Annotated in this window: 29 protein-coding genes; 15 read left to right on the top strand and 14 right to left on the bottom strand. The window is 69.2% G+C overall.

Annotated elements, in window-relative coordinates; translation table 11 throughout:
* The first annotated feature begins 205 nt into the window (after nt 1–205).
* Complete coding sequence (locus BM085_RS20745) at nt 206–1,699, top strand: bifunctional aminoglycoside phosphotransferase/ATP-binding protein (RefSeq protein WP_177245188.1); 1,494 nt, start codon at nt 206–208, stop codon at nt 1,697–1,699.
* 130 nt (nt 1,700–1,829) lie between these two features.
* Here the strand turns inward: BM085_RS20745 and BM085_RS20740 are convergent, their stop codons facing one another.
* The 3 genes from BM085_RS20740 to BM085_RS20730 all read right to left on the bottom strand — a co-directional run bounded on the left by BM085_RS20740 (nt 1,830) and on the right by BM085_RS20730 (nt 5,275).
* Entirely contained in the window at nt 1,830–3,530 is a 1,701-nt protein-coding gene (locus BM085_RS20740) for a sensor histidine kinase (protein ID WP_093888605.1), read from the bottom strand.
* A gap of 127 nt (nt 3,531–3,657) precedes the next feature.
* Nucleotides 3,658–4,326, bottom strand: a complete 669-nt coding sequence (locus BM085_RS20735; RefSeq protein ID WP_093888604.1) for a CBS domain-containing protein — start codon at nt 4,324–4,326, stop codon at nt 3,658–3,660.
* Between the two features lie 40 nt (nt 4,327–4,366).
* Entirely contained in the window at nt 4,367–5,275 is a 909-nt protein-coding gene (locus BM085_RS20730) for a universal stress protein (protein WP_093888677.1), read from the bottom strand.
* A gap of 376 nt (nt 5,276–5,651) precedes the next feature.
* On the opposite strand from BM085_RS20730, the gene BM085_RS20725 reads away from it, so the two are divergent.
* The 7 genes from BM085_RS20725 to BM085_RS20690 all read left to right on the top strand — a co-directional run bounded on the left by BM085_RS20725 (nt 5,652) and on the right by BM085_RS20690 (nt 10,898).
* Entirely contained in the window at nt 5,652–6,527 is an 876-nt protein-coding gene (locus BM085_RS20725) for a universal stress protein (protein ID WP_143121001.1), read from the top strand.
* 398 nt (nt 6,528–6,925) lie between these two features.
* The gene (locus BM085_RS20715) at nt 6,926–7,351 is read left to right on the top strand and encodes a VOC family protein (RefSeq protein WP_218158785.1); all 426 of its coding nucleotides are present in this window, start codon (nt 6,926–6,928) and stop codon (nt 7,349–7,351) included.
* A gap of 17 nt (nt 7,352–7,368) precedes the next feature.
* Nucleotides 7,369–7,638 (top strand): hypothetical protein, encoded by a 270-nt coding sequence (locus tag BM085_RS43235; protein ID WP_143121000.1) that lies wholly within the window; start codon nt 7,369–7,371, stop codon nt 7,636–7,638.
* Nucleotides 7,635–8,534, top strand: coding sequence for an alpha/beta fold hydrolase (locus tag BM085_RS20705; RefSeq protein ID WP_093888599.1), 900 nt, complete (start codon nt 7,635–7,637; stop codon nt 8,532–8,534). Before BM085_RS43235 ends, BM085_RS20705 begins: the two co-directional genes overlap by 4 nt.
* A gap of 22 nt (nt 8,535–8,556) precedes the next feature.
* Nucleotides 8,557–9,351, top strand: a complete 795-nt coding sequence (locus tag BM085_RS20700; protein WP_093888598.1) for a MerR family transcriptional regulator — start codon at nt 8,557–8,559, stop codon at nt 9,349–9,351.
* Between the two features lie 117 nt (nt 9,352–9,468).
* Nucleotides 9,469–9,816 (top strand): ArsR/SmtB family transcription factor, encoded by a 348-nt coding sequence (locus BM085_RS20695; protein ID WP_093888597.1) that lies wholly within the window; start codon nt 9,469–9,471, stop codon nt 9,814–9,816.
* An 8-nt stretch (nt 9,817–9,824) separates the two neighbouring features.
* The gene (locus tag BM085_RS20690) at nt 9,825–10,898 is read left to right on the top strand and encodes an ArsO family NAD(P)H-dependent flavin-containing monooxygenase (protein WP_093888676.1); all 1,074 of its coding nucleotides are present in this window, start codon (nt 9,825–9,827) and stop codon (nt 10,896–10,898) included.
* Nucleotides 10,899–11,081: 183 nt separating this feature from the next.
* Here the strand turns inward: BM085_RS20690 and BM085_RS20685 are convergent, their stop codons facing one another.
* Nucleotides 11,082–11,663 (bottom strand): helix-turn-helix domain-containing protein, encoded by a 582-nt coding sequence (locus BM085_RS20685; protein ID WP_093888596.1) that lies wholly within the window; start codon nt 11,661–11,663, stop codon nt 11,082–11,084.
* Between the two features lie 87 nt (nt 11,664–11,750).
* Between BM085_RS20685 and BM085_RS20680 the strand changes: the two genes are divergently transcribed.
* Nucleotides 11,751–12,377: a class I SAM-dependent methyltransferase gene (locus BM085_RS20680; protein WP_093888595.1), complete on the top strand. Its 627-nt coding sequence runs from the start codon at nt 11,751–11,753 to the stop codon at nt 12,375–12,377.
* Between the two features lie 38 nt (nt 12,378–12,415).
* Nucleotides 12,416–12,907, top strand: coding sequence for a DinB family protein (locus tag BM085_RS20675; protein ID WP_093888594.1), 492 nt, complete (start codon nt 12,416–12,418; stop codon nt 12,905–12,907).
* A 228-nt stretch (nt 12,908–13,135) separates the two neighbouring features.
* Here BM085_RS20675 and BM085_RS20670 read toward each other — a convergent pair whose 3' ends face one another.
* Genes BM085_RS20670 through BM085_RS20660 form a run of 3 tightly spaced genes read right to left on the bottom strand, consistent with a single transcriptional unit; the run spans nt 13,136 to nt 15,136 of the window.
* On the bottom strand, nt 13,136–13,738 hold the full coding sequence (locus tag BM085_RS20670; RefSeq protein WP_093888593.1) for a response regulator transcription factor: 603 nt from the start codon (nt 13,736–13,738) through the stop codon (nt 13,136–13,138).
* A gap of 19 nt (nt 13,739–13,757) precedes the next feature.
* Nucleotides 13,758–14,876: a sensor histidine kinase gene (locus BM085_RS20665; RefSeq protein ID WP_093888675.1), complete on the bottom strand. Its 1,119-nt coding sequence runs from the start codon at nt 14,874–14,876 to the stop codon at nt 13,758–13,760.
* A gap of 26 nt (nt 14,877–14,902) precedes the next feature.
* Complete coding sequence (locus BM085_RS20660; protein ID WP_093888592.1) at nt 14,903–15,136, bottom strand: hypothetical protein; 234 nt, start codon at nt 15,134–15,136, stop codon at nt 14,903–14,905.
* A 162-nt stretch (nt 15,137–15,298) separates the two neighbouring features.
* On the opposite strand from BM085_RS20660, the gene BM085_RS20655 reads away from it, so the two are divergent.
* Both BM085_RS20655 and BM085_RS20650 read left to right on the top strand, forming a co-directional pair.
* Nucleotides 15,299–16,183 carry an ABC transporter ATP-binding protein gene (locus tag BM085_RS20655; protein ID WP_093888591.1) on the top strand — a complete coding sequence of 295 codons (885 nt, stop codon included), beginning with the start codon at nt 15,299–15,301 and terminating at the stop codon, nt 16,181–16,183.
* Between the two features lie 37 nt (nt 16,184–16,220).
* The gene (locus tag BM085_RS20650) at nt 16,221–16,940 is read left to right on the top strand and encodes an ABC transporter permease (RefSeq protein ID WP_093888590.1); all 720 of its coding nucleotides are present in this window, start codon (nt 16,221–16,223) and stop codon (nt 16,938–16,940) included.
* A 182-nt stretch (nt 16,941–17,122) separates the two neighbouring features.
* Here BM085_RS20650 and BM085_RS20645 read toward each other — a convergent pair whose 3' ends face one another.
* Nucleotides 17,123–17,797: an SRPBCC family protein gene (locus BM085_RS20645; RefSeq protein ID WP_093888589.1), complete on the bottom strand. Its 675-nt coding sequence runs from the start codon at nt 17,795–17,797 to the stop codon at nt 17,123–17,125.
* Nucleotides 17,798–17,987: 190 nt separating this feature from the next.
* Between BM085_RS20645 and BM085_RS20640 the strand changes: the two genes are divergently transcribed.
* Nucleotides 17,988–18,650 carry a TetR/AcrR family transcriptional regulator gene (locus tag BM085_RS20640; protein ID WP_218158774.1) on the top strand — a complete coding sequence of 221 codons (663 nt, stop codon included), beginning with the start codon at nt 17,988–17,990 and terminating at the stop codon, nt 18,648–18,650.
* A 274-nt stretch (nt 18,651–18,924) separates the two neighbouring features.
* Here the strand turns inward: BM085_RS20640 and BM085_RS20635 are convergent, their stop codons facing one another.
* From BM085_RS20635 to BM085_RS20615, 5 genes are all read right to left on the bottom strand, one after another.
* Nucleotides 18,925–19,122 (bottom strand): ferredoxin, encoded by a 198-nt coding sequence (locus BM085_RS20635; RefSeq protein WP_093888587.1) that lies wholly within the window; start codon nt 19,120–19,122, stop codon nt 18,925–18,927.
* A gap of 19 nt (nt 19,123–19,141) precedes the next feature.
* Nucleotides 19,142–20,356, bottom strand: coding sequence for a cytochrome P450 (locus tag BM085_RS20630; RefSeq protein WP_093888586.1), 1,215 nt, complete (start codon nt 20,354–20,356; stop codon nt 19,142–19,144).
* A 122-nt stretch (nt 20,357–20,478) separates the two neighbouring features.
* A complete protein-coding gene (locus BM085_RS20625) occupies nt 20,479–21,918 on the bottom strand; it encodes an MFS transporter (protein WP_093888585.1) in 1,440 nt (479 codons plus the stop codon).
* Nucleotides 21,915–22,292 (bottom strand): hypothetical protein, encoded by a 378-nt coding sequence (locus BM085_RS47430; protein WP_093888584.1) that lies wholly within the window; start codon nt 22,290–22,292, stop codon nt 21,915–21,917. The genes BM085_RS20625 and BM085_RS47430 overlap by 4 nt, the downstream gene beginning before the upstream one ends.
* Nucleotides 22,293–22,448: 156 nt before the next feature.
* Entirely contained in the window at nt 22,449–23,018 is a 570-nt protein-coding gene (locus tag BM085_RS20615; RefSeq protein ID WP_245789482.1) for a LuxR C-terminal-related transcriptional regulator, read from the bottom strand.
* Nucleotides 23,019–23,144: 126 nt separating this feature from the next.
* Between BM085_RS20615 and BM085_RS20610 the strand changes: the two genes are divergently transcribed.
* A complete protein-coding gene (locus BM085_RS20610) occupies nt 23,145–23,375 on the top strand; it encodes a hypothetical protein (protein WP_245789480.1) in 231 nt (76 codons plus the stop codon).
* On the opposite strand, the gene BM085_RS46025 is transcribed toward BM085_RS20610, so the two are convergent.
* Nucleotides 23,344–23,631, bottom strand: coding sequence for a hypothetical protein (locus BM085_RS46025; RefSeq protein WP_245789478.1), 288 nt, complete (start codon nt 23,629–23,631; stop codon nt 23,344–23,346). The two genes, BM085_RS20610 and BM085_RS46025, sit on opposite strands and share 32 nt — an antisense overlap.
* 71 nt (nt 23,632–23,702) lie before the next feature.
* Here BM085_RS46025 and BM085_RS46020 point away from each other — a divergent pair, with 71 nt between their 5' ends.
* Complete coding sequence (locus BM085_RS46020) at nt 23,703–23,927, top strand: hypothetical protein (RefSeq protein WP_245789476.1); 225 nt, start codon at nt 23,703–23,705, stop codon at nt 23,925–23,927.
* The last annotated feature ends 183 nt before the right edge of the window (nt 23,928–24,110 follow it).

The raw sequence follows: 24,110 nt of genomic DNA, 5'->3' as shown, positions 1-24,110 counted from the left end.
GGCCCCTCCGCAGGCCGGCGCCCTCGCCCGGTCATCGATGCGGTCTGTCACCGACCGCCCGATTCATAGGCCATGGCCGGGGGAGGAAGCAGGCATGGGGGGAGTGTCCGCCCCACCCACCCGAGCAGGCATCCGAAACGGGCGCCACCCGCTCATCCCGGCCTCGATCGCTTGGACGGCGGACCCGGACGTGGAGGCATCATCGATGAGAGCATGGGCGCAGATCAAGGAGACGCACATCGGCGTCGTGGTCCTCCTCGGGGATCACGCTTTCAAGCTCAAGAAACCGGTGAACCTCGGCTTCGTGGACTTCACCACCCGGCAGGCACGGGAGAGGATCTGCCATGAGGAGGTGGAGCTGAACCGGCGGCTGGCCCCGGATGTCTACGAGGGAGTCGCCGACGTGCTCGGCACGGATGGGCAGGTCTGTGAGCATCTCGTCGTGATGCGGCGTATGCCCGAAGAACGCCGCCTCGCCACCATGATCAATTCGGGGCAACCGGTCGAGGAACACCTGCGGCAGATCGCCCGGACGGTCGCGAGCATGCACGGGCGCTCCCGCCACAGCCCCCGGATCGACCAGCAGGGAAGCGGGCAGGCGCTGCGTTCACGGTGGAGCGCGAGCTTCGATCAGGTCCGAGCGCTTCCCGAGCCGGTCCTCGGCCCCGAGGTCGTCGGGGAGATCGAACGGCTCACGCTGCGCTTCCTCGACGGTCGCGGCCCCCTGTTCGCCGCCCGCGTCGATGAGGGCCGCATCGTGGACGGCCATGGTGACCTGCTCACAGAGGACATCTTCTGTCTGGACGACGGGCCGCGGATTTTGGACTGCCTGGAATTCGACGAACGGCTGCGCTTTGTCGACGGCCTCGACGACGTGGCCTTCCTGGCCATGGACCTGGAACGGCTGGGGGCGCCGCGACTGGCGGAGGTGTTCTTGCACCAGTACACCGAGTTCACCGGCGACCCCGCCCCGCCCTCGCTGTGGCATCACTATGTCGCCTACCGGGCTTTCGTCCGCGCCAAGGTCGCCTGCTTGCGACGGGAACAGGGAGACTCCGGTGCCGCCGGGGAGGCTCGCCGGTTCGCCGAGCTCACACTGCGCCACCTGCGGGCAGGCACGATACCTCTGGTTCTCGTCGGCGGCGCCCCTGGAACCGGCAAATCGACCCTGGCCGCCGCCCTCGCCGACCGTCTCGGTTACACGTTGCTGAACAGCGACCGCGTCCGCAAGGAACTGGCCGGCATCTCGCCCGACCAGTCCGCCGCCGCCCCCTTCGGCGAAGGCATCTACGACCATGAACACACCGAACGCGCCTACGACGAGCTGCTGTCGCGAGCCGGGAAGCTGCTTGAGCGCGGCGAGCCGGTCATCCTCGACGCTTCATGGGGCGACGCCGGGCACCGGGCAGCGGCCGAGCGCGTCGCCCAGCGCACCTCCAGCGACCTGGTGGCCATGCATTGCACCGCTCTGCCGCAGATCGCCGCCGAGCGCCTCGCCCGCCGTACCGGTGCCGTCTCAGACGCCGATCAGGCGATCGGCGCGGCCGTGGCGGCGAGGATGGCTCCCTGGCCCGACGCGGTCGAGATCGACACCAGCGCATCCCCGCAACAGGCGCTGGAGCGGGCGCTGACGGTGATCAACGCTTCTCCGGCCCCTGTTTCCTGGCGGTTCCGGCGCCCTCAGATGGAACCCGACTGACCATTAGCATCGTCCGGGTAAAACGGGCCCGGCGAAACCGAACTGCCGGGCAGGGAAGTTACGCATGCCACCGGGAGGACCGGGGAATCGCCGAGTGGATTTTCCCGCCCCCCGCGGCCGGGCAGCGCGGCTAGGCCAGCGGCACACTCCACATCAAGCAGGTGCCGCCCCCCGGGCGGGATTCGACCGCGAAGGAGCCGCCGAGGCGTTCGGCCTGGTCCTGGAGATCGCGCAGCCCGCTGTGCCGGCCGCCCTCGGGCACCCCCGACCCGTCGTCGATCACGGTGAGGACGAGCCGATCCGCCCTTACCTCGACCGCCACCTCGACCTTGGACGCCCGGGCGTGACACACGACGTCGGACAGCGCCTCCCTCAGCACGGCCAGCATCTGCTCGGCGACCTGGTCGGGCACCATGGCGTCGAGCCGGCCTTCCATGGTCAGAGCCGGCATGAAGCCCAGCTGGCCCCGGGTGCCCTCCACCAGTCCGGTGATCTGTGCGCGCAGCCCCTCCACACCGTCTTCCGAAGAGGTCTGCAGGGCGAAAATGGTCGCGCGGATCTGCCGGATGGTCGCATCCAGCTCATCGATCGAGGTTTGCAACCGAGCCGAGGCCTCCGGTTTGTCGACCAGCCGCACCGTGCTCATCAGCGTCATCGCCACGGCGAACAATCTTTGGATCACCACGTCATGCAGATCTTTGGCGATCCGGTCGCGATCTTCCAGCAGCCCCAGCCGCTCGGCGTCCATCCGGCTCTCCGCCAGCTCCAGCGCGATCGCGGCCTGCCCGGCGAAGGCGTGCAGGGTATGCAGCTCCGCCTGGCTGAACGGTAGCCGGCCCGAGTGCTTGCCCAGCGACAGCACCCCGCGCACGCTGCCCGGCGCGCCGATCGGCACCGCCGCCACCGGCCCCAGCGAGACATAGTCGGCGATCGCGATCGGCACCCCGGCCTCGGCCGGATCGGCCACCATCAACGGCTCACCGCTGGTGAACGCCCGGCCCGCCAAAGAGTCGGCGACCGGTGCCTGCGCACAGGTCACCTCCTCACAGGCCAGCCCATCGGCGATCGCCACCTGCAAGATGCGCCCGCTGTCATCGGGCAACAGCACCGCCACCACATCGGCGCCGGCCATCTCCCGCGCACGCCGGGCGATCAACGTGAGCACCTGCCCCGGCTCGGCCCCCGACAGCAGACTGGTGGTGACCTCCGCTGAGGCCTGCAGCCAGCGCTCCCGGCGCCGGCTGTCGGCATACAACCGGGCGTTTTCGATGGCCACGCCCGCCGCCGCGGCCAGCACGGTGACGATCGCCTCATCCTCGGCGTCGAACTCCCCTCCGCCGCGCTTCTCGGTCAGGTAGAGGTTGCCGAACACCTCCTCCCGTACCCGGATCGGCACCCCCAGAAACGACCCCATCGGCGGATGCCCCGGCGGGAACCCGTACGACTCGGAGTGATCACTGATGTGGGCCAGCCGCAGCGGCCGAGGCTCCTTGATCAGCAGACCCAGCAGGCCTAGACCGTGCGGCCAGTGCTCGATCCGGGCGATCTCCTCCTCGCTCAGCCCCACCGGGATGAACTGCACCAGCGTGTTGCGCTCCCCCACCGCGCCCAATGCCCCGTAGGTGGCGTCGACCAACGTGGCGGCGGTCTCCACGATCCGGCGCAGCGCCGTCTCCAGATTCAGATCACTGCCCACCACCACGACCGCGTTCAACAGTGCGTGCACCCGATCCCGGGTGGCCAGCACCGCCTCCAGCCGCGTCTGCAGCTCCGACAGGAGCTCATCCAGCCGCATGCTCGGCAGCAATGCGCCGGGCTCGACCTGTGCCATACCTATGAGTTTCGCATCCGAACAGTTGAACGCCCGGCCCGACACCGGGCCGGGCGTTCAACCGGCTGTCTCAGGATCGGACAGCGCGGCACCCGCATCGGACATCGGCCGCCGTGGCCGGGTCTTCTCAGACACGGAGGGACCGGGTCTCCGTCTGATCGTCGTGATCGTAGGTGGCGTCGACCTGAAGGTCCACCACTCCTTTGATCCGGCGGCCGGCTTCGGTGAGCTGGGCGATCTGCGAGCGCCGGGCCAGCCTGCCCCCGACACGCACCACGCCGTCGTCCACCGTGATCGTCAGCGCCCGCGTGTCCAGGCGCAGGCGTGCGATGGCCGCGGCCACGTCCGCCAGGATGTCGGGCGCCCACCGGTTTAAAACCTTCAGCAGGTCGACCTGGTGCACGGTGCCGGCGATCTTCCCACTGGTGGGGTCGATCACCGGCAACTGCTTGATCCGATGATCGCGCATCAGCCGGGCCGCCTCCCGGATCGGGGTTTCCGCGCTGACCGTCAATGCCGGACTGGTCATGATCTCCTGGACGGTCAGCCCGGCGGTTCTCTCGGGATCCTGGTACCGTCGGCGCTCCTCGAAAAGAGGCTCGCCGTAAGAAGTACCCGGCTCCGTCGACAGCAGGTCGTCCTCCGACACCATCCCGACCGGGCGTCCGTCGGTGTCGATCACGGCGACGGCGTTCACCTTGAAGCGGCGCATGGTCGCCATCAGCTCGGTGCACGTCGCTTGCCGGGGAACCGCGATGGCTACCAAACCCATGACGTCTTTCACCTGCGTCACCATGATCTGTTCCTTGTCTTCCGTATCGGTGACGACGCTCTGATCAGCCTTCGGAGGCGTGGAAGGCGGAAAGCGGGGTCTTGGCCTGCGGTGACTTCTCCTTCAGGGCAGGGACGACCGCGACGGCACAGGACGCATGCTGAAGGGTCGAGGCGGTCACCGAGCCGAGCCTGCCGTGCCCGCGTGCGCCGCCGACCACCAGGAGGCTCGCCTCCTTCGACAGATCCAACAGGGCATCTTTGGGTGATGCGGCGACGAAGTAGGTACGCACCGACACTGCGGGATGGTCGGCCTGCCACGGCTGCAACCGTTCGAGCATGTCGTCCTCGGCCGCCGTCGTGATGGCCCGCGTGTCGGGCACCAGCGGCATCGGCGCGCTCCACGCCATCGGCTGCAGGTGTCCGGCGTGCACCGCGACCAGGGGCAGCCGGCGGACGTCGGCCTCGGCGAAGGCGAACTCGATCGCCGCGTCGGGTGTGTGCCCGGTCATCCCCACCACCACGGCCCCGCGGTGGCGCGGGACGGGGATCGGGCCGGGCCCGCGTACGACGACCACCGGGCAGCGCGCGTGCGCCGCCACATAGCCGGCCACCGACCCCACAACGGTCCTGGCCAGCGCGCCCATCCCACGCGAACCCACCACGATCAGCTGCGCGCGGGCCGACAGCTCCACCAGCCGCTCGGCGGCGGCCCCCTCGTACAGATCGACGGCGACGTCGGTGATCGAGCTGCACGAGCGAGCGCAGTCACCGCCGTGGTACAGCACGTGCTCGGCGGCCTTGCGCAGGTGCCCCTTGGCCTCTTCGCCGGCCTCGCCGTAGGGCCACCGCCACGCGTGGGTCACCGTCAGCGGCAGTTTCCTCAGCTCGGCCTCGTCCATCGCCCACTCCAGGGCCTGCATGGAGAAGTCGGAGCCGTCATAGCCGACGACGATGTCGTGGGAATCAGTCATCGCTTCCACCTCCCCTTCCATGGTCAGTGGGAGAGTCCTCAGCGTGGCAGGGCGGAAGGTCCCACCGGCGTGGGACCTTCCGCCCTGATTTCCGCGATGGCCATGGTCCGGGGCGTCGGGCTGTCATGCCTGGCCGGTCGGGTGGGACGGCGAAGGCCGCCGGCTCCGTGTGCCGAGGCACGACGGTCATGACCGCCGGAGCGCTCGCGGTGAGGGCTGTGGGACCTTCGCCCCTACCCGGCAGGTAGCGGCCCGGCAAGTATGGAGGGCAGGACCCGCGGCTGAACAAGGCGGCCATACGGGTCCCGTACGGCCCCGGATCCGGCTGCCGCGACCGGGGCGTCGATCCAGTGAGGGCGGCCCTGAGGTGGTGACCATGGCAGATCCCATCGTCGTCGGTGTCGACGGGTCGGCGTCCTCGCTGCAGGCCGTGGCCTGGGCGGCGCGAGAGGCCGCACTGAGGGGCGCACCGCTGCGTATCGTGTACGTCGCTCTTCGCTGGGCTTATGACGTGCCTCTTGTCCCGCAACCTGCGCACTGGGGACCGGACATGGAAGCCGCCTCCCGGCAACTGCTGCGCCAAGCCGCCGAGCGGGCCCGCGCCGATGCTCCTGCGGTGACGGTCACCACCGAAATCCTCGACGGCGCCGCCGCTGAGGCGATCGCCGCAGCAGCCCGGTCCGCGCAGCTGGTCGTGGTCGGCAGCCGGGGCCGCGGTGGATTCGCCGGGCTGCTGCTGGGCTCGGTCAGCGGTGACCTCGCCGCCCGGTCCCCCTGCCCTGTCGTGATCGTAGGCCGGCCGCGGGCCGGCCACGGCGCTGAGATCGTCGTCGGCGTCGCCGGACGTCCTGGCCAGGATCCCGTGGTGCGGTTCGCCTTCGAGGAGGCGGTCCTGCGACGGCTTCCGCTCCGGGCCGTGCACGCGTGGACCCATCCGGCTGCCAGAGGTCCCGGCGACATGCAGCCACTGGTCTACGACGTCGAAGGCGTCGGTCAGGAAGAGGCGCGCCTGCTGGCTGAGTCACTCGCCGGCTGGCGGGAGAAGTTTCCCGACGTGACCTTCGTGGAGCACGTGGTGCACGAGCACCCGGCCAAGGCGCTCAGTGACGCCTCACCGTCTGCCGCGCTGGTCGTCGTGGGCGCTCCCGGCCGAACCTCGTTCTTCGGGTCGACCACCTACGCCCTGCTCCACCACGCCCAGGCTCCTGTCGCCGTCATCCCCTGCACGCCTGCGCGTGCTCACCGGCTGTGAGCGATGACCGGTGTGCAGCCGCCGCGGCGTGCCGGTGCTCACACGCAGGCTGCTTGCCTCCCTTCTGAGGGGCGCGACGCCGGCGCACCCGCTCGGCCGGCAGGAGGCGCGCAGGGCGCGTCCCCGTTGACGCTGATGGCGAAGTCCCGGCACAAGAAGCCGGAGAACGGCCGCCGCTACTTCAAACCGCCGCCAGCGGCGATGGCCGAGCTCACGAGCCTGCTCACGCCCGGCGGCGGCAATCGCCGAGCCGCGTTCCTTGATCCTTCTCGATGGCGACGGCGGAGGCGAGCGTCGCAGCGGCGAGGTCGAGAACGGCCTGGCGGCTCCGTCTCAGGGGCGGATTCGGCCACCGTGGCCCTAGCACAGCAAGGAGACCCAGCATGACGATCCAGCGGATGGACAACGTCCTCATCGTTGTCGACGACCTTGACGCTGTTATTTCGTTCTTCGTCGAACTTGGCATGGAACTGGAGGGCAAGGCGCCGATCGAGGGACGTTGGGTGGAGCGTGTCATCGGGATCGACGACGTCCGGCAGGACGTCGCAATGCTGCGGACCCCGGACGGCCATGGCCGGATCGAGCTGGCGATGTTCCACACGCCGAAGGCGATCAGCGCCGAGCCGAAGGACGCGCCGGCGAACACGCTGGGCATTCGTCGCATCATGTTCGCCGTCAACGACATCGAGGACGTCGTCGCCCGCCTGCGTACCCACGGCGCCGAACTCGTCGGCGAGCTGGCGCAGTACGAGGACAGCTATCGGCTCTGCTACGTCCGCGGCCCCGAGGGCACCATCGTCGGACTGGCCGAGCAGCTCAGCTGAAGGCCGCCGAAGGGACCGTGCGCCCAAAGAACCACGTCCCGCTGCGCGAAGCGCCGGGCCTCGCCGAGGTGGGTCAGGCGGGAGTGGCGGAGCCGGTGGAAGGGGAAGCCGCGCTTGCGGCGGTCGCGCTTCCCGATGGTCTGTTCGAACAGAAGTTCGATGTGCTTGTAGGCCAGCAGGCCGCGGCTGGTGTGGGAGCGGAAGCCGGCGGTCGCGGGTGGGCGGAAGTCATGTCGCCGCGGCAGTTGACCCTGACGCAGGGTCAATCTCTCAGCATGGTGGCATGACCACGAAAATCAGCGCGATCGAGGTCGCCGGACCGCGCAAGCCGTACGGCGACCACGACGGCGATGAGCAGCGGGCTACGAGAGGCGACAGGACGATGCGGCACTTCACGATCCACCACGACGGTGTCACGACCCCGGTGTCCCGCGGCGGTCAGGGACGACCGCTGGTCCTGTGCCCCGGGCTGAACTCGACACAGGCCGGCCTGCACGAGCTGGCCGAGCTGCTGCGGCGCGACCACGACGTGGTGACCTTCGATCTCCGGGGCCACGGCCTCGCCTCGGCCGCCGACCGGTACTCCTTCGAGGCGTTCCTCAGCGACCTGGTCGCCGTGATGGCGGAGCTGGGACGCCTCACCCCGGATGCGGCGCCCGTGCTTGTGGGCTACTCGCTGGGCGCGGACCTCGCCGTGCACTATGCCTCCGAGCATCCTGGCACCGTCGCCGAGCTTGTTCTCATCGACGGGGCGAACCCGGTGCCCGAACCGTTCATCACCGAGGCCGTCCTGCCGGAGTTCCGCGCGATGTGGGAGGACCTGGCGACGCAGCAGGAGGCCGCGCCGGGCACCGCGCATCAGGTGTTGCTCACCGCCCAGGAGATCCTCGACCTGAATGTCGAGATCGATGTGGTCCGCTCCAGCATCCTTGACCGGTACAGGAAGATCGACCGGCCCATCAGCATGATCATGTCGACCTCGATGGCCGGCGACAGCGGCGAAGGGCACGCGCCGCGGTTCAACCAGAACTGGCGTGCCGGTGTCGAGCGGCTTGTCCGCGACCAGCCGCACATCGCCACGTCCTGGCTCGACGCCGACCACGGGCTGGTCGTCACCCACGCCCCGGAAATCGCCCAGATCATCCGGAGTTCACAAGGCTCAGCCGGCCGGGCGATTTCCTAGCGACTCCTGGAAGACTGGTCTGATGCTGACCATCGGCGAGCTGGCGTCCTACGCCGGAGTGACGGTGCGCGCGGTGAGGCACTACCACGCCAAGGGGTTGCTGCCGGAGCCGGAGCGAGACCACTCCGGCTACCGCAGGTACGACGCCGGCGCCGTGGTCGAGCTGATCAAGATCCGGACCCTCGCCGAGGCCGGAGTCCCGCTGGCGCGGGTGCGGGAGCTCCTGCGGGCCGGCGAGGAGGAGTTCGCCGCGGCGATCGCGGACATCGACAAGAGGCTGCAGGCGGAGGTCCGGCAGCGGCAGCGGCACCGCGAGCAGCTGGCCCGGCTCGCCACCGGGGACAGCCTGGCGCTGCGCCCGCAGGTGGTCGAGTATCTCGACCACCTGCGGGCGCTCGGGGTCGACGAGCGGATCGTCCAGGCCGAGCGCGACGGCTGGATCCTGCTGGCAGCCCACTCACCCGAGCGAGTCCCGGAGTGGATGGCACGCAAGCGGGAGCAGATCGCCGACCCGCAGCTCATCGACTTCTATCTCATCCTGAGCCAGGCTCTTGACCGGACCGCCGACGACCCACGGCTGGTCGAGCTGGCCGACAAGCTGGCCGCCTACATCACGCGGCTGGCCGACGAGAAGGGCGAGGACTATGTCGATGACACCGACATCGAGCCACCGCTCGTCACGCTGATGGACACGCTGGCATTCGACACTGTGCCGCCGGCCCGCCGGCTGATCGAGCTTCTGAAGAAGCGGGGTTGGACCGGCTGGACCAAGCTCGAGCGCGTGGACCCCCTCGAAGTGCGGCTTCTCCGGAAGTAGCCCAGCCGCTGGTAGGACTTCGGCCACACCACCAACGCCAGGAGCGGTCGCCGCGGTCGCGCGGCCGGCCTGCCATCGCGTATAATTTAGATAGATTTCGAATTATGGAGTGCCGTCATGACCGCCGTCACTGTCCAGTGCTGCGCGCCGATCGCCCGCGAACCTCTGACCGAGGATGACGCGGCCGAGCTGGCGGTGCTGCTCAAGGCGGTCGCCGACCCGGTACGGCTGCGCCTGCTGTCGATGATCGGTTCCCACGCCGGCGGTGAAGCCTGCGTGTGCGACCTGACCGCCGCCTTCGACCTGACCGCGCCCACCATCTCCCACCACCTCAAAGTGCTGCGCACCGCCGGCCTGATCGACTCCGAACGGCGCGGCACCTGGGTCTACTACTGGATCATTCCCTCCGCCGTCGCCCGGCTGGGTGAGCTGTTCACCCCGCTGGCCGAGCCCGCGAGCGTGTGACCGGCTCCATGACCGCCATCGCCCGGGCGGTCGATGTCCTGGTCATCGGCGGCGGGCAGGCGGGGCTGGCGGCCGGCTACCACCTGCGCCGGGCGGGCGCCGACTTCGTCATCCTGGATGCCCAGGACGCCCCGGGCGGCGCGTGGCGGCACGCCTGGCCCTCACTGCGCTTGTTCTCCCCGGCGCAGTACAGCTCGCTGCCCGGGCGGATGATGCCGTCTCCGCCCGGCGGCGGCTACCCGAGCGCCGCCGACACGATCGCCTACCTGACCGCTTACGAGCGACGCTACGAGCTTCCCGTCGTCCGGCCGACGAAGGTCCGGGCCGTACGGCGCAGCGGCGAGTCCCTCCAGGTGGAGACCGACGCCGGCACCTGGCGCGCCCGCATCGTGATCAGCGCGACCGGCACCTGGTGGCGCCCCTACGTCCCCCACTACCCCGGCATCGGCGACTTCCGGGGCCGGCAGCTCCACACCGTGAACTACCACGGTCCCGAGCCGTTGCGGGGAAGGCGGGTGGTGATCGTGGGCGGCGCCAACTCCGCCGCCCAGATCCTGGCCGAGGTCTCCCCCGTGGCCGAGACCACCTGGGTCACCCTGCGACCGCCCCGGCTGCTGCCCGACGAGATCGACGGACGCGCCCTGTTCGGCCTGGCCACCCGCCGCGCCCGCGCCGGGGACGGCCCCGGCATCGGCGATCTGGGCGACATCGTCGCCGTGCCTGCCGTGCGCGAGGCCCGCGACCGGGGCGCGTTGAAGGCCGAGCCGATGTTCGGCCGGATCACCGCCGAGGGCGTCACCTGGCCTGACGGCACCGACCTGGCCTGCGACGTCATCATCTGGTGCACCGGTTTCCGGCCCGCGTTGAACCACCTCGCCCCCTTGCGGCTGCGCGGCCCGGACGGGCTCATCCCGGTCGACGGCACCCGCGCCTTGGGCGAGCCCCGCCTGCACCTGCTCGGCTACGGCGACTGGACCGGCCCGGCCTCCGCCACACTGATCGGCGCCGGCCGTACCGCGAGAGACAGCGTCGCCGAGATCATGCGACAGCTGGGCGGATCAGGGGTTGCATCCGGTACCTGAGTACAGGCTTACCGTCGAAAGCAGGCGCCCGTCCGCCGGAGGACCGGGCCGGCTCACGGGAGAGATCAATGGACTGGGCACCGGCCGAATGAACGCTGCCGACCGCTGAACGGCCGCTGCGCGTCGCCGAATTCGACGCGTTGTTCGCCGGTGCGCTGCGCGGACTCCAGCGAGCAGCTGAGCTCACCGCTGGGGGCCGGTGCGCACGTGCGCACGCATCCCTTGCAGGCCGAACAGGATGAGAAGCTCGACCACGCCGCCGTCGGCGCTGCCCAGCCAGTGCGGCAAGGACGTGTCGAACTCGGCTGCCTCACCGGGCGGCAACGTCAGGTCGCGCTCGCCGAGCACCAGCCGCAGGCGACCGTTGAGCACGTACAGCCATTCGAAGCCTTCGTGAGTCTGCGGGGTCGGTTCGAGCGGTTTCGGCTGAGCGGGGATGATCATCTTGAACGCCTGCGTACCGCCCGGCCGCCGGGACAACGGAACGAAGATCATCCCGAACCGCCGGATCGGCTTCAGGTGGATTCGGGGATCGCCCGTGCGCGGGGCACCGACGAGGTCGTCCAGCGGAACGTCGTAGGTACGGGCCAGCGGCAGCAGCAACTCCAGGGTCGCCCGGCGCTGCCCGCTCTCCAGCCGGGACAGGGTGCTCTCCGACACCCCGGTCGTCGCCGCGAGGTCGGCGAGGGTGATCCCTCGGTCGCGACGCAGCGCACGCAGCCGCGGCCCCACTGCGGCGAGCACGTCTTCCGTTCCGCCGTCCACGAGTCCATCTTGCCAGAACCGCAAGAATCCGTGCCAGATCGTGGTGAGCCTGGCAAGACTGAGCGCGTCCCGACAGAAGGAGACTCGATGAGCACCACCGATATGATCACGTTCTGGGACGGCGTCTACGCGGCCCGACCGGCAGCCGCCGACCCGCAGCCGAATGACCGTCTCGCCGAGACGGTCACGGGCCTGCCGCCCGGCGACGCGTTGGACCTCGGATGCGGCGACGGCGGCGACGCGCTGTGGCTCGCCCGCCGGGGGTGGCACGTCACCGCCGTCGACATCTCGGCCGTGGCGGTCGAGCGGCTCGCCGGCCTTGCCCGCTCACACGGCCTGGGCGACCGGGTCATCGCCGAGCGACATGACCTGCACGAGTCCTTCCCGCAGGGCGGGTTCGACTTGATCTGCGCCCACTACCTGCACACCCCCTTCGACCTGGACAGGGCGACCGTCCTGCGCGTGGCCGCGCACGCGCTGCGCCTGGGCGGGCGGCTGCTGGTCGTCGACCACGGCTCGACCGCGCCGTGGTCGTGGAACCAGGATCCCGACGTCCGGTATCCGACCCCGCGGGAGGTCGCCGCGGGCATCGATCTGGACCCGGCGACGTGGATGGTCGAGCGGGCTGACGCACCCCGCCGGATCGCGACCGGACCGGACGGGCGCACCGCCGAGGTCATCGACCACGTCCTGCTCATCCGCCGCACCGCCTGACCCGGCGCCAGAGCCGCTCCCCCACGAAGGAGACCAGCATGCCCACCGCCTCCCGCCGCGGCGACACCCCGCCGCCCCGGACCGGAAGCAGCGAGATCGAGATTCTGCGCGGTTTCCTCGACTACCTACGGGCCTCGATTGCCGCGAAGGTCGACGGCGCCCCCGAGCCGCAGGTCCGAACAGCCGGAACGCCGTCGGGCACGAACCTGCTCGGCCTGCTCAATCACCTCACTTTCGTCGAGCGCTCGACGTTCCTCGGGGACGAAGTCACCGACTGGCAGGCGACGTTCCAGGCCGCACCAGCGGACAGCGTGGCCGACGTCGTCGCCCGCTACCGAAAGACGGGCGAGCGCGCGAACGAAGTTCTCGACGGGTGCACCGACCTCGGCGCGCCGGTCCCCCGGCCGTGGCCGGAAAGCCCCGCTCCCAGCATCCGCTGGGCACTCACCCACATGATCGAGGAGACCGGCCGCCACGCCGGCCACGCTGACATCCTCCGCGAACTGATCGACGGCGCGACCGGGCGCTGACTCCGCCAGCGCTTCGGTACGGAGATCTTTCTGGTGCGTGTCTGGGCTGCATGCCGCAGCGCGTGTCAGCATGGACCTCACGGCCACCGCCTTCATCTTGATGTCTTGGTAACTCGACGATGAGGCGGTGGCCACTTTCACGTCCAGCATCGGAGCCGTTACAGCCCGATATGTCGTCTGACATGGCTTAACGCAGCAAGTGCGCAGTTCAGAGGCTAAACAACAAGCTTAGAACCAGTCGTGTTCACGCGCGTACCGCGCCGCTTCATGACGGGTCCGGGTCTGAGTCTTCTGCATCGCATTCGAGAGGTAGTTGCGCACCGTGCCCTCTGCCAGGTGGAGTCGGGTGGCGATGTCGGCGACCGAGTAGCCTTCGCCGGTCACCCGCAGCACATCGATCTCGCGGTCGGTGAGCGGGCAGTCGTCGACGATGGCGAGTGCGGAGACATCCGGGTCGATCCATCGCCTGCCCGCGTGCAGGGTCTTGATGACCGAAACGATGTGCGCCGGCTCCGCGGACTTGCTGACGAAGCCCTGGACCCCAAGCTTCAGCGCCTTGCGCAGCACCCCGGGCCTGGCATGGCGGGTCAGCATGAGGATCACCTGCTCCGGCCGCGCCCGGCGGATCTCCGCGACAGCGCCGAGTCCGTCCACACCGGGCATCTCCAGGTCGATGACGAGCACATCGGGCCGGTGTCGCAGCGTGGCCTTTACGGCCGCCTCCCCCTCCTCTGCTTCGGCGAGCACGGCGATCTCGCCCTCGAGAGGGAGCAGTGACGCCAGTGCTTTGCGGAGGAGTGCCTCGTCGTCGGCGAGCACCACGGTGGTCATCAGTCGTCCTTCCCCGCTTTCAGCGGGCAGCTTCCGAACGGCCGTGCGGGAATGCCGCAGCCGTCAGGAAACGCCCGTCTTCCTGCTCCACCGTCAGCTCGCCTCCGTTGCCCACCACTCGTTCCTTGAGCGTAGCGAGCCCCCGCAGTTCGGGAAGTGGAGCCTCCGGCACGCCGTCGTTGACGATGGCGATGCCCGACTCCGACAGGGTGATGCGCACCTGCTCGGCCTGCGCATGCCGCAGGATGTTGGTCGTCGTCTCCCGCAGGACCTGGCCGAGCAGCTCGCCTGCGTGCGCATCGACCTCGGCCTCACGGTCGACGCGTACGCGGATGCCCGCGGCTTCGAAGAGGTTCTTCGCGTTCTCCAGCTCAGCGGACAGGTTGAGCCGCCGCTGCGCGTAGGCGAGCTCCTTGGTCTGGGTGATGGTGTCGCTGACCAGGGCGTGAATCTCGCGCAGTTCCTGCTCCGCCCGTTCGGCGTCGCTGTGCACCAGCTTCTGGGCCAGCGTGATCTTAAGCTTCACCACATGGAGCGTGTGGCCCTGGATGTCGTGCAGATCACTGGCGAAACGCATGCGTTCCCGGATGACGGCCAGCTCCGCTTCGCGTTGTCGTGCCTCCTCCAGCTCCGCGACGAGGCCGTAGAACCTCTGATTGGGGAACATGAGGCCGGTCAGCACCGCTGTGACGCCCGCGGGAACGATGACGTACCCGATCAGAACGCCGGAGACGTCTTCTTGTGTGATCAACAGCCTCGCCGCGCCTACGGCGGCGACGTAGGCGGTCAGCCCCAGGACTGCCGCGCCTCGGTGGCGCGGCAGTTGGGGGACGGCGAGGGAGCCCACGATCGAAAGACCGTAGAACGCCATGCGACTGTCCAGCACCAGCGCTCCGAGAAGCCACACGGCCGCAGTGATGACCAGGCAGGGAAGTGCGACGCGCGAGATGTCGCGCGCTGCCCACCGCACGAACGCCACCAGGGCCGCGACCACGCCCAGGCTCAGGACCATGACGTGCCACCAGGTCCGGGCATCGGTCGCCACCAGCAGCGCCCCGACGGCGGCGAGCAGCGGGAGGAACATGATGAGATTGAGTCTGCGCAGCCGTCCCCGCGTCGCCTCGGTGTGCTCCGACATCGTGCGCGACGCCGGCCGGGTCAGCCTCACCGGTCCTGACCTGGCCGCTGAGCCGTCAGGCTGAGCAACGGGACCGCCACAGCGCTCGCCACGGTCAGGACCGCGGCTGTCCACATCAGCCACTGGTTGGTCTCCGACCATGCCTCCGCACCGTCAGGCAAGAGACCGACGCCGAGGTAGTGGAGGAAGAACGCTGCGCAGACCACGAGGAAGACGGTCATGTCGACCGTCGACAGAACGCGCGGGGGTTCGGTGTCCATGAGTGGCTCTCCGGGATCGAACAGCAGAGTCTGCCCAGTATTCTTCCGGTTCCGTGGTGGCACCACTGACGCTGCGTCATACGTTCACCCGAGAAATGTCATGGCGGGGTCATGACGTGGTCGCACTGCCCGGTGAGCGCGGCGGCTGCTGAGATCAACGGCATGTCCTCGACACCAGTCATCGACGTTGAACGTCTGAACCTCGCCTATGGCGACTTCCATGCCGTGAAGGACCTGTCCTTCCAGGTGGAGCGCGGGGAGCTCTACGCTCTGCTCGGCACGAACGGGGCGGGGAAGACCTCGACCCTGGAGACCATCGAAGGTCACCGTACAGCCACCTCGGGCACCGTGCGGGTCTTCGGGCAGAGCCCGCGCGACCGGCACGCCGTGCGGCCCAGGATGGGCATCATGCTGCAGGACAGCGGGTTCTCCCCGGACCTGACGGTGAAGGAATCGGTCCGGCTGATCGGAAAACTCACCCGGCGCACAGACACGGTCGAACGCGTGCTCAGCGTCGTGAATCTCACTCGCAAGGCCGGCACCAAGGTGTCCCAACTCTCCGGCGGCGAGAAACGACGTCTGGACTTCGCCACCGCCGTGTACGGAACGCCTGAGCTGATCTTCCTGGACGAGCCCACCACCGGCTTGGACATCCAGTCCCGGGACGATCTGTGGGACACCGTGGGCAAGCTGCGCGAAGCCGGCTCCACCGTCGTTCTCACCACGCACTACCTGGAAGAGGCCCAGCAGCACGCCGACCGCATCGGTCTCATGCACAAAGGCGCCTTCTACCGGGAGGGGACCGTCTCCGAACTGACGCGGACCCTGCCGGCCGCCATCCGCTTCTCCCTTCCAGCCACCGCACCGGCGCCACCGCTGCAGGCCATGCGTGAGAGCGACGGGAAGTTCCTCATCGAGACCTTCGGCCTGCAGAAGGATCTGCACACCCTGCTCCGCTGGGCGCAGGACCACGCGGTGGAGCTGGGGGAACTTCAAGCCGGACCGACCCGGCTCGACGACGTCTTCCGCGCCATCGGCAGCGACTAGACCCGCTCCCGGGACTTTCCAAGAAAGGACCTTCGCCATGCTCTCGATCGCTCTCAGCGAGCTGGTCCAGATCTTCCGGAACCGGCTGGTCCTGGTCACCAGTCTCGTCATGCCCGCGGCGGTCAGCGCGTTCTTCGTCTACCGGCACGAAGTCTTCGCGGCCCTGGGCAGCCTCGGATACATCGCGGCGGTGGTGATGTTCACCGTCGGGGCGTTCGGGCTCTACACCACCACGGTGACCACTCTGGCCTCACGCCGGCAGAACCTCTTCCTCAAGCGGCTGCGCTCCACCGCGGCGGGCGACACCGGCATCCTCTCCGGGCTGCTCCTCCCGATCACCGTCATCTCGCTGGTCCAGGTGGCCGTGATCATGACCGTGCTGGCTGTGGCCACGGGCGAGCCGGACAACATTCTCCTCCTGGCGGCGGCCGTCCTCTCGATGGTGATCATGATGCTCGGCCTGGGACTGGCCACGGCGGGAGTGACGAACTCCCCCGAACACGCCCAGGTGACCACGCTGCCCATCAGCATCGGCACCATCACCGTGGCCAGCTGGGTGGGGATCACCGGCACCGAGGAACTCGCCCTGCTCAAACGGCTGCTCCCCGGCGGCTCGGCCACCGAACTGGTCGTCAACGCCTGGAACGGCGGTGTTCCCGTCACGGACTCCCTGATTCTCCTGGTGCCCACACTGGGCTGGGTCATTGTCGCCGTCGCGCTGGCTTCCCGGATCTTCCGCTGGGAGCCGCGCCGATGACAACTCCCGGCGGCCGCGCTGGTGCGGGTCCGTTCCTGGAGGGCCTTCGGCGTGCGCCGCGTCTCGTGGCGCCGGCCGCTGATCGGTCTGACCCGCTCTCCAGCCCATCCACCTCGCATAACACCAGCCTGACCCCGCCGTCATCCGAGGCGAGGTCAGCCCCCGGCACCTTCAGTGATCTTCTAGTCGCCGGCGCGGGCTTCGGCGGTGTTCTTGAGGTCTTTCAGCCAGGCCTCGAGACCTTTTCCGAGGAAGTCGGTGGCGAGGGGCGCGTTGGCTTCGATCTGGTCGCCGGCATGGGTCTCCTCGGTGCGTACGAGGACGCCACCCTTGACCTTGGTGAACGTCCAGACGTGGACGCCCCGGTCGATGCGCAGTCCTTCGCCGATCGCGGGCCCGGTCCAGCGGACGCACGTGTGGTGCTGAATGTGCCGGACGGTGGAGGTGATGACCAGCGTGGTGGGCGGGGTGACGGGAGTGGCGGGCACCGGGGTGGTCCACCGAAACCGCGAGTGTTCGCGGAGCGGGCCCGGGTCCAGGCGCTTCATGCTGGTGACGGGCTTCTGCCACGAGGGCCAGCGTTCCACGTCGGTCTGCAGTTTCCAGATGGTGCTCAGCGGCGCCTTGATCAAGGTCTTGGTCCGGTAGCGGACCTTGGCGGTGGGGTCGACGCCGGCGCCGCGACATTGGAGTCCACCGCCATGGTGGGTAGGGCGGGGCTGTGCGGTGACGGCCTGTGCGCCCGGGGTGTTGCCTGCGAGGACGCCGGCGACGGCGAGTGAGATCGTGAACGCGGCGATGCGGGTGCGGGACCCGGGGTGGACGGTTCGTGTGTTCGACGGGGCATTGCTGGGCATGGCGTTTCCCTTCGTCTGCGGGTGCACGGCTGCGATCCGCGCCGCAAATCCGCGATCAGCTACAGCATCATGCTTACGTTAGAAGATATAACAGGCCAGGAAAGGAGGGTCAAGAAGATTCGTGATACCTTCTAACTTAATCTTCAAGATGTAGCTTCACGGGTGGGCAAGGCGGCAGATCATGGCGGAGATGGACACGAGGACCCCCCGCGAGCGCTACCGCACCCAGGTGCGCGCGGAGATCAAGGAACACGCGTGGGAACAGATCGCCACGACGGGGGCCACCGCGCTCTCCCTCAACGCGATCGCCAAACATATGGGCATGAGCGGACCCGCGCTCTACCGCTACTACGCCAGCCGTGACGAGCTGATCACCGAACTCATCAGGGACGCCTACCGAAGCCTCGCCGACACCCTCCACTCGGCCTCCCTCGCAGGTGCCGACCTGACGGTGCTGGCACACGCCGTGCGCGGTTGGGCCTTGGCACACCCCCAGCGATACCTCCTCATCTACGGCACCCCCGTCCCCGGCTACCACGCGCCCGACGCCATCACGCTCATCTCATCCGAGATCATGGCGATCCTGCTCGACGCCTGCGCGGCGCTGCCCTCGGACAGCCCCGCGACGCCGTTCGACGCACACCTGGCAGACCACCGTGACTGGGCGGACGGCCACCCCGCCCCGCCCGCGGTCCTGCACCGGGCCCTGAGCTTCTGGACCCGGCTGCATGGTGTCCTGTCCCTGGAACTCGCCGGCCACTTCACCGGAATGGGATTCGACCCCGCCCTGCTCTTCGCGGCCGAACTGGACGACCTGTCGGCGCACCGCGGGGACGGCGGGCCCGGCGACTGACACCGTGTCCGCCCGCCGCCGCCCGCAGCCTGTGATGGTCGGCTCGCGCTCCGCAAGCCGCTTCAGCGGCTTGGCGAGAGACCGGGATCTCCGCATTTTCCGGGAAGGCGTTGCCAGTCATGGCCGTGCATCGCCGCGGTGTGCGCCGTGAGGCCCGAGCCGTCCTCAGCGTGAGCGTCATCGCGCGCCCGCGCCGGTGCATCCATTCCGGCGCAGGGTTTCCGCGGCGGTCGGACCCGCCGCGGAAGCACCCACGACAACGATTCGAGATGGTTCACGGCGGGGTCAGCGTGATCGCCCGGGCTGGGCAGATGCGGGCGGCCTCACGGACGTCCTTCTGCAGCCCGGGTTCCGGGTTGTCTTGCAGGAGCACGACGATGCCGTCGGCGTCGCGCTGGTCGAATACCTCAGGTGAGCCGAGTACGCATTGCCCGGAGCCGATGCAGGCGTCCTGGTCGATGGTGATCCTCACGCGTTTCTCCTTGTGTGATTTACCAGGTGACGGGTAGTTCGCGCACTCCGTAGAAGACCGCGTTCTCCTTGAACGTCAGTTGTTCCAGCGGTACGGCCAGGGCCAGTGTGGGGATGCGTCGATACAGGGTGCTGTAGACGACTTGCAGTTCCACCCGGGCGAGCGACTGGCCCAGACACTGGTGGGCGCCGAAACCGAAGGCGACATGGTGGCGGGCCTTGCGGCGGACATCGAGGGTGTCGGGGTCGGGGAAGGCCGAGGGGTCCCGGTTGGCGACGCTTTTCACCACGATGATGCCTTCGCCTTGGCGGATGAGCCGGCCGCCGATCTCGAGATCTTCCCGCGCGACGCGGCGGGCTTCGGTATGGGTGATGGACAGGTAGCGCAGGAGCTCTTCGGCGGCGTTGGCCGCCAGTGCGGGGTCGTCGTCGCGGACCGCGCGCAACTGGTCCGGGTGCGCCAGCAGTGCGGTCGTGCCCAGCGCGATCATGGTCGCGGTGGTGTCGTGCCCGGCCACCAGGAGGAGTTGACCGGCCGTGGCGATCTCACGCCGGGTCATCGCGCCGGTCCGGTACTGCTCGACGGCCAGCCTGCTCAACACGTCGTCGCCCGGCTCGGCATTCTTCTTGTCCACCAAGTCCTCCAGATAGGCATTCAGTTCCTCGCTGGCGGCCATGGCCTGTTCAGGATCGGGCTCGTCCATGACGAGCGTGCGGGACACCCGGTGGAAGAGGTCGCGGGCGGTATAGGGCGCGCCCAGCAGTTCGCAGATCACCAGTGAGGGAACCGGCAGCGCGAACGCCTCCACAAGGTCGACCGGATTCGGGCCGGCGAGCATCTCATCGATGAGGTCATCGACGATCCGCTGGATCCGGGGCCGCAACGCCTCCATCCTTCTGATCGTGAAGTCCGAGGTCAGAAGCCGCCGCTGGGCGATGTGCTCCGGCGCATCCATCTGCATCAGCGTTTTCATGTGCGCGTCGCGTGCCTTGCTCACCGCGTTGGTGTGCGGGAAGCCGGGTCGCGCCACATCGACGCTGACACGCGGATCGGCAAGCAGCGCGCGCACATCCGCATAGCGGGTAACCATCCACGGGGTGCTGCCGTCCCACAGCCTCACTCGTGAGACCGGCGCGTCTTCGAGTCGGCGGCTCAACTCCGGCGACGGGTCGAAGGGACACCCCGTCGCACGGGCCATCGGAAACATCGGCGTCTCTGGCCGGGCGTCAGCCATGGCATCTCCTCACATCGAATGCGGTCATCGGTGATCTCAGGCACGTGGTGAACAGGCGATCGGAAACCCGAGCCGGATATTTCACCCCCGAAGGGGTGGACGTCGGGTCGGTGGATCGCGAATCACGAGCCCTGTTGGAGCGGAGGGTGGCCGATCGGCTCGGCGGGTTCCGGGCGGCTTGAACGGTCCGCCGCACGTGCGGTGATGGCGCCGACCGCGCAGATGATCGCGAATCCGAACAGTACGTACCGTGCCGAGTCGAGCATCGACGGGTCGCCGAGATTGACCAGGACTCCGGCCACGGCCGTGCCGAACGCGATCGACAGACTCGTCACGGTGGCGATCGCCGCGGCGGCCCTGCGTCCCTCCTCTGGATCCTGGGTGCTGGACATGGCGGCCACGGACAGGTGCGGGTAGGCCAGGCCGATGCCGGAACCCGCGATGAACAACACCGGTACCCACAGGAGTACCAGCCAGGTCGGCGTGTCCTCGCGCTGCAGCAGTCCCTGGAGGAGGAAGCCGGACGCCAGGAGCAGCGGGCCGAGGATGCGCAGACGGCGTACCGTGCGCTCCCTGGTGGCCGATGAGCTGCCGAGCTGGGTCAGTGACCAGCCGAGCGAGATGGCCGCCCCGAACAGGCCTGCCGCGAGCGGGGACAGCCCGCCCAGTTGCTGGCCGAACAGCGGGACGAACGACTCGACCGCGACGCCGAAGGCCAGTAGTCCGAGCGTCAGGTAGATCCACTTCAGTGGTGAGCCGGCCTGGTAGGTCGTGCGCGGGAAGACCCGTAGCTCGCTGCGCCGCTCGTAGGCGACGAAGGCGGCCACCAGCAGCAGTGCCACCACGATGCCACCCGCCATCGCCATGGTGCCGGGCAGCACCCCCGCCAGGCTGACGGCCGCGGTGGCCGCCGTGACCAGCAGCAGCGACACGGCGGGGACCGGCGTCCGCGCGTCGCCGCGTTCGCCGCGCGGCAGCACCCGGGAAACGACCGCGCAGCACGCCGCCGCGATCACCGCCATCGCCGCGAACGCCAGGCGCCATGAGCCGAACTGGGCGAACAGGCCGCCGAGCGCCGGGCCGACGAAGTTGCCGACGCCGTACATCGCCGACATCAGCGCGTTGCCACGGGTCCACAGCCGGCGCGGCAGAGCCGCGCGGATGACGGCGAACCCCAGCCCGGAAAGCACCCCCGCCCCGAATCCCTGGACGCCGCGGCCGGCCAGCAGTACCGGCATCGCCGGGCTCGCCGCACAGGCCAGCGAGCCCACCAGGAACACCGCGAAGCCGAGGCGGTATGCGCCGACGTTCCCCCACCGGGCCAGGAGCCGGCTGACCAGCATCGTCGCGATCACCATGGCGACGAGGTAGATCGTCATGTTCCACGCGTAGAAGCCGGCGCCGCCGATGTCGGCCACCACAGTCGGCAGCAGACTCGAGGCCAGATAGATATTGACCGCACCGACGAGCACGCCGCCCGCCAGCACGATCGCGGCTCCGAGATGTTCGGGGCCCAGCAGTTCCCGCCAGGAAGGCGTGGCGGGAGCTGAATCGGGAATCACGTGGTCATCTCCTTCAGTTCGCCGGGGGCCCGGCGGGCTCTCCCGGGTTCGGACTCGCCGGCCACGGCCATGGAGGCGTTGCGCGCATCGATCCGTCCGCGGCGCGGCCTCCGGCCACGGGCCTCGATGGCCGGCTCCGCGCCGGGCCGCCCGTTGTCACCAGCACTCATGACTTCAAGGCTGTCGTTGAACCGAGCCCGGAGACTTTTCGCCGCCTCTCGTGGACGGTTCTGGGCGGAAGCCGGGAAAGCCTCAAGCCCCGGTCGAACCCTGCCGCTCTGCTCCCCCACGCTCATGTCGGCGGTCCGGGCCATCTCGCTCATGAGATGGCTGGAGACGAACACCGTGCGCCCGTCGGCCGCGAGCTTGCGCATGAGCGTGCGGATCCACAGGATGCCGTCGGGATCGCGGCCGTTGACCGGCTCGTCGAAGATCAGGGTCTCCGGGGCGCCGAACAGCGTGCCGTCGCGGGCGGCCGGTTTCCTCCTGCCCGGGGACGGTTCTCGGGCCAGGGCTCTGAGATCCTGGTCCTACTCTCCAGGTTGGACCAACGCCGCCTCGTAGGCGACGATCACGGCCTGCGCCCGGTCCCTGACGCCTATCTTGGCGAACAGGCTCGTCACGTGGTTCTTGACGGTCGACGGGGAGACGGCCAGGTCGGCGGCGATCTCCGGGTTCGAGCGGCCACGGGCGATCAGCACGAGGATCTCCCGCTCCCTGCCGGTCAGCCCGGCCGGCCCGGCGGGCACCGCCCGCGGGCGCGAGGCGCGGACGAAGGTGCCGATGAGCCTGGTCAGCAGACGGGGCGCGACGGCCGACTCACCGCGGTGCACCACGCGTACGCCCTCGATCAGCTCCTCCAAGGAGATGTCCTCGGGCAGGAAGCCGTCGGCGCCCGCCCTCAGCGCCGCGACCACGTTCTCGTCCAGGTCGAACGTGCTCAGCGCGAGCACCCGAACGCCCGGCAGCTGCGCGGTGATCAGCTCGGTGGCGCGCACGCCGTCCAGGCTGGGCATGTGCAGGTCCATGAGCACCACGTCCGGCCGGAGGTCCCTGCTCAGCTCCACCGCCTCCGCGCCGTCGGCGGCCTCGCCGACCACGCTCAGTGCAGCGTTCCTGAATGGGGGTGGCGATCCCCGCTGACCTGGGAGGTCGAACGCGGACGCGTCATCGCACTGGCCCGCTCCGATCCGCCGGGCCGGCCGGTCCGCGATGAGGGCGGAGAGTTGACCACGGCGGATGAGAGCGGCGCGGCCGAGTGGACGCTGAACAGCCTGACCGCCGCCCGCGCCGCGGGCATCACGATCGCGCGTAGCCAGATCCGCCGGATCCTGCTCACCGAACACGTGCGCCGGCGGCACACCCGCTCCCGGAGCACCTCCACCGATCCGGACTTCGCCCCCAAAGGGCCGAGGTCGTCGGCCTCTACACCGACCCGCCGCCGGGCACCACGGTGATCTGCGCCGACGAACTGGGGCCGGTGACCCCGCGCACCTTCCCGCCCGCGCCCGGCTGGTCGGTCGACGGGCACCGGATCAACGCTCCGCTGGAATACTCCCGCGGCATCGACAAGACCTGGGTGTACGGCGCGCTGCGCATCCGCGACGGAGTCGAACTCACCTTCTGCGCGCCCTCACGCAACAGCCAGGGCTGGATCCAGCTGCTGAAACAGGTCGCAGCCGCCAACCGGCGCGGCCCGATCGTCATCATCACCGACAACCTCCTCCAGCCATTTCAGCTGGAAAGTTCGCCAATGGCTGCTGCGCCACCGGCGCATTCGCCAGGTGTTCATCCCCGTCAGGGCCTGCTGGCTCAACCTGGCCGAAGGCTGGTGGCGGCTGCTACGCCGAGCCGCGTTCGCCGGGCAGACCTTCGCCGACGCCACCGAGATCGCCCACGCGGTCGCCGCCGCCGCCACCCAACTCAACGCCCACGCCCAGCCGTGGGTCTGGGGACGCTCACCGCCACAGCCCCGAACCCTGCGCCGCACGTTCGTCTACCTGCTTTAAGGAACGCTGCAGTAAGCGTCAAAGGGGCACGGCGCGGGTCAGAGCCGAGCGAGCGGGATCGGTAAGACTGATCATCGCGGACTTTCCAGGTGGGTCAGCCTAGAATGCAGATCGGTGATCGTGGCGTCCAGATCGTCGGTCTGACCGGCTCATCGGCGCCGTGAGCGCGGGAGAGCCGTGTGG

It is taken from the genome of Streptosporangium canum, assembly GCF_900113865.1.
GTDB classification, from domain to species: Bacteria; Actinomycetota; Actinomycetes; order Streptosporangiales; family Streptosporangiaceae; genus Streptosporangium; species Streptosporangium canum.
This window is presented reverse-complemented; position numbering and strand designations above follow the sequence as displayed.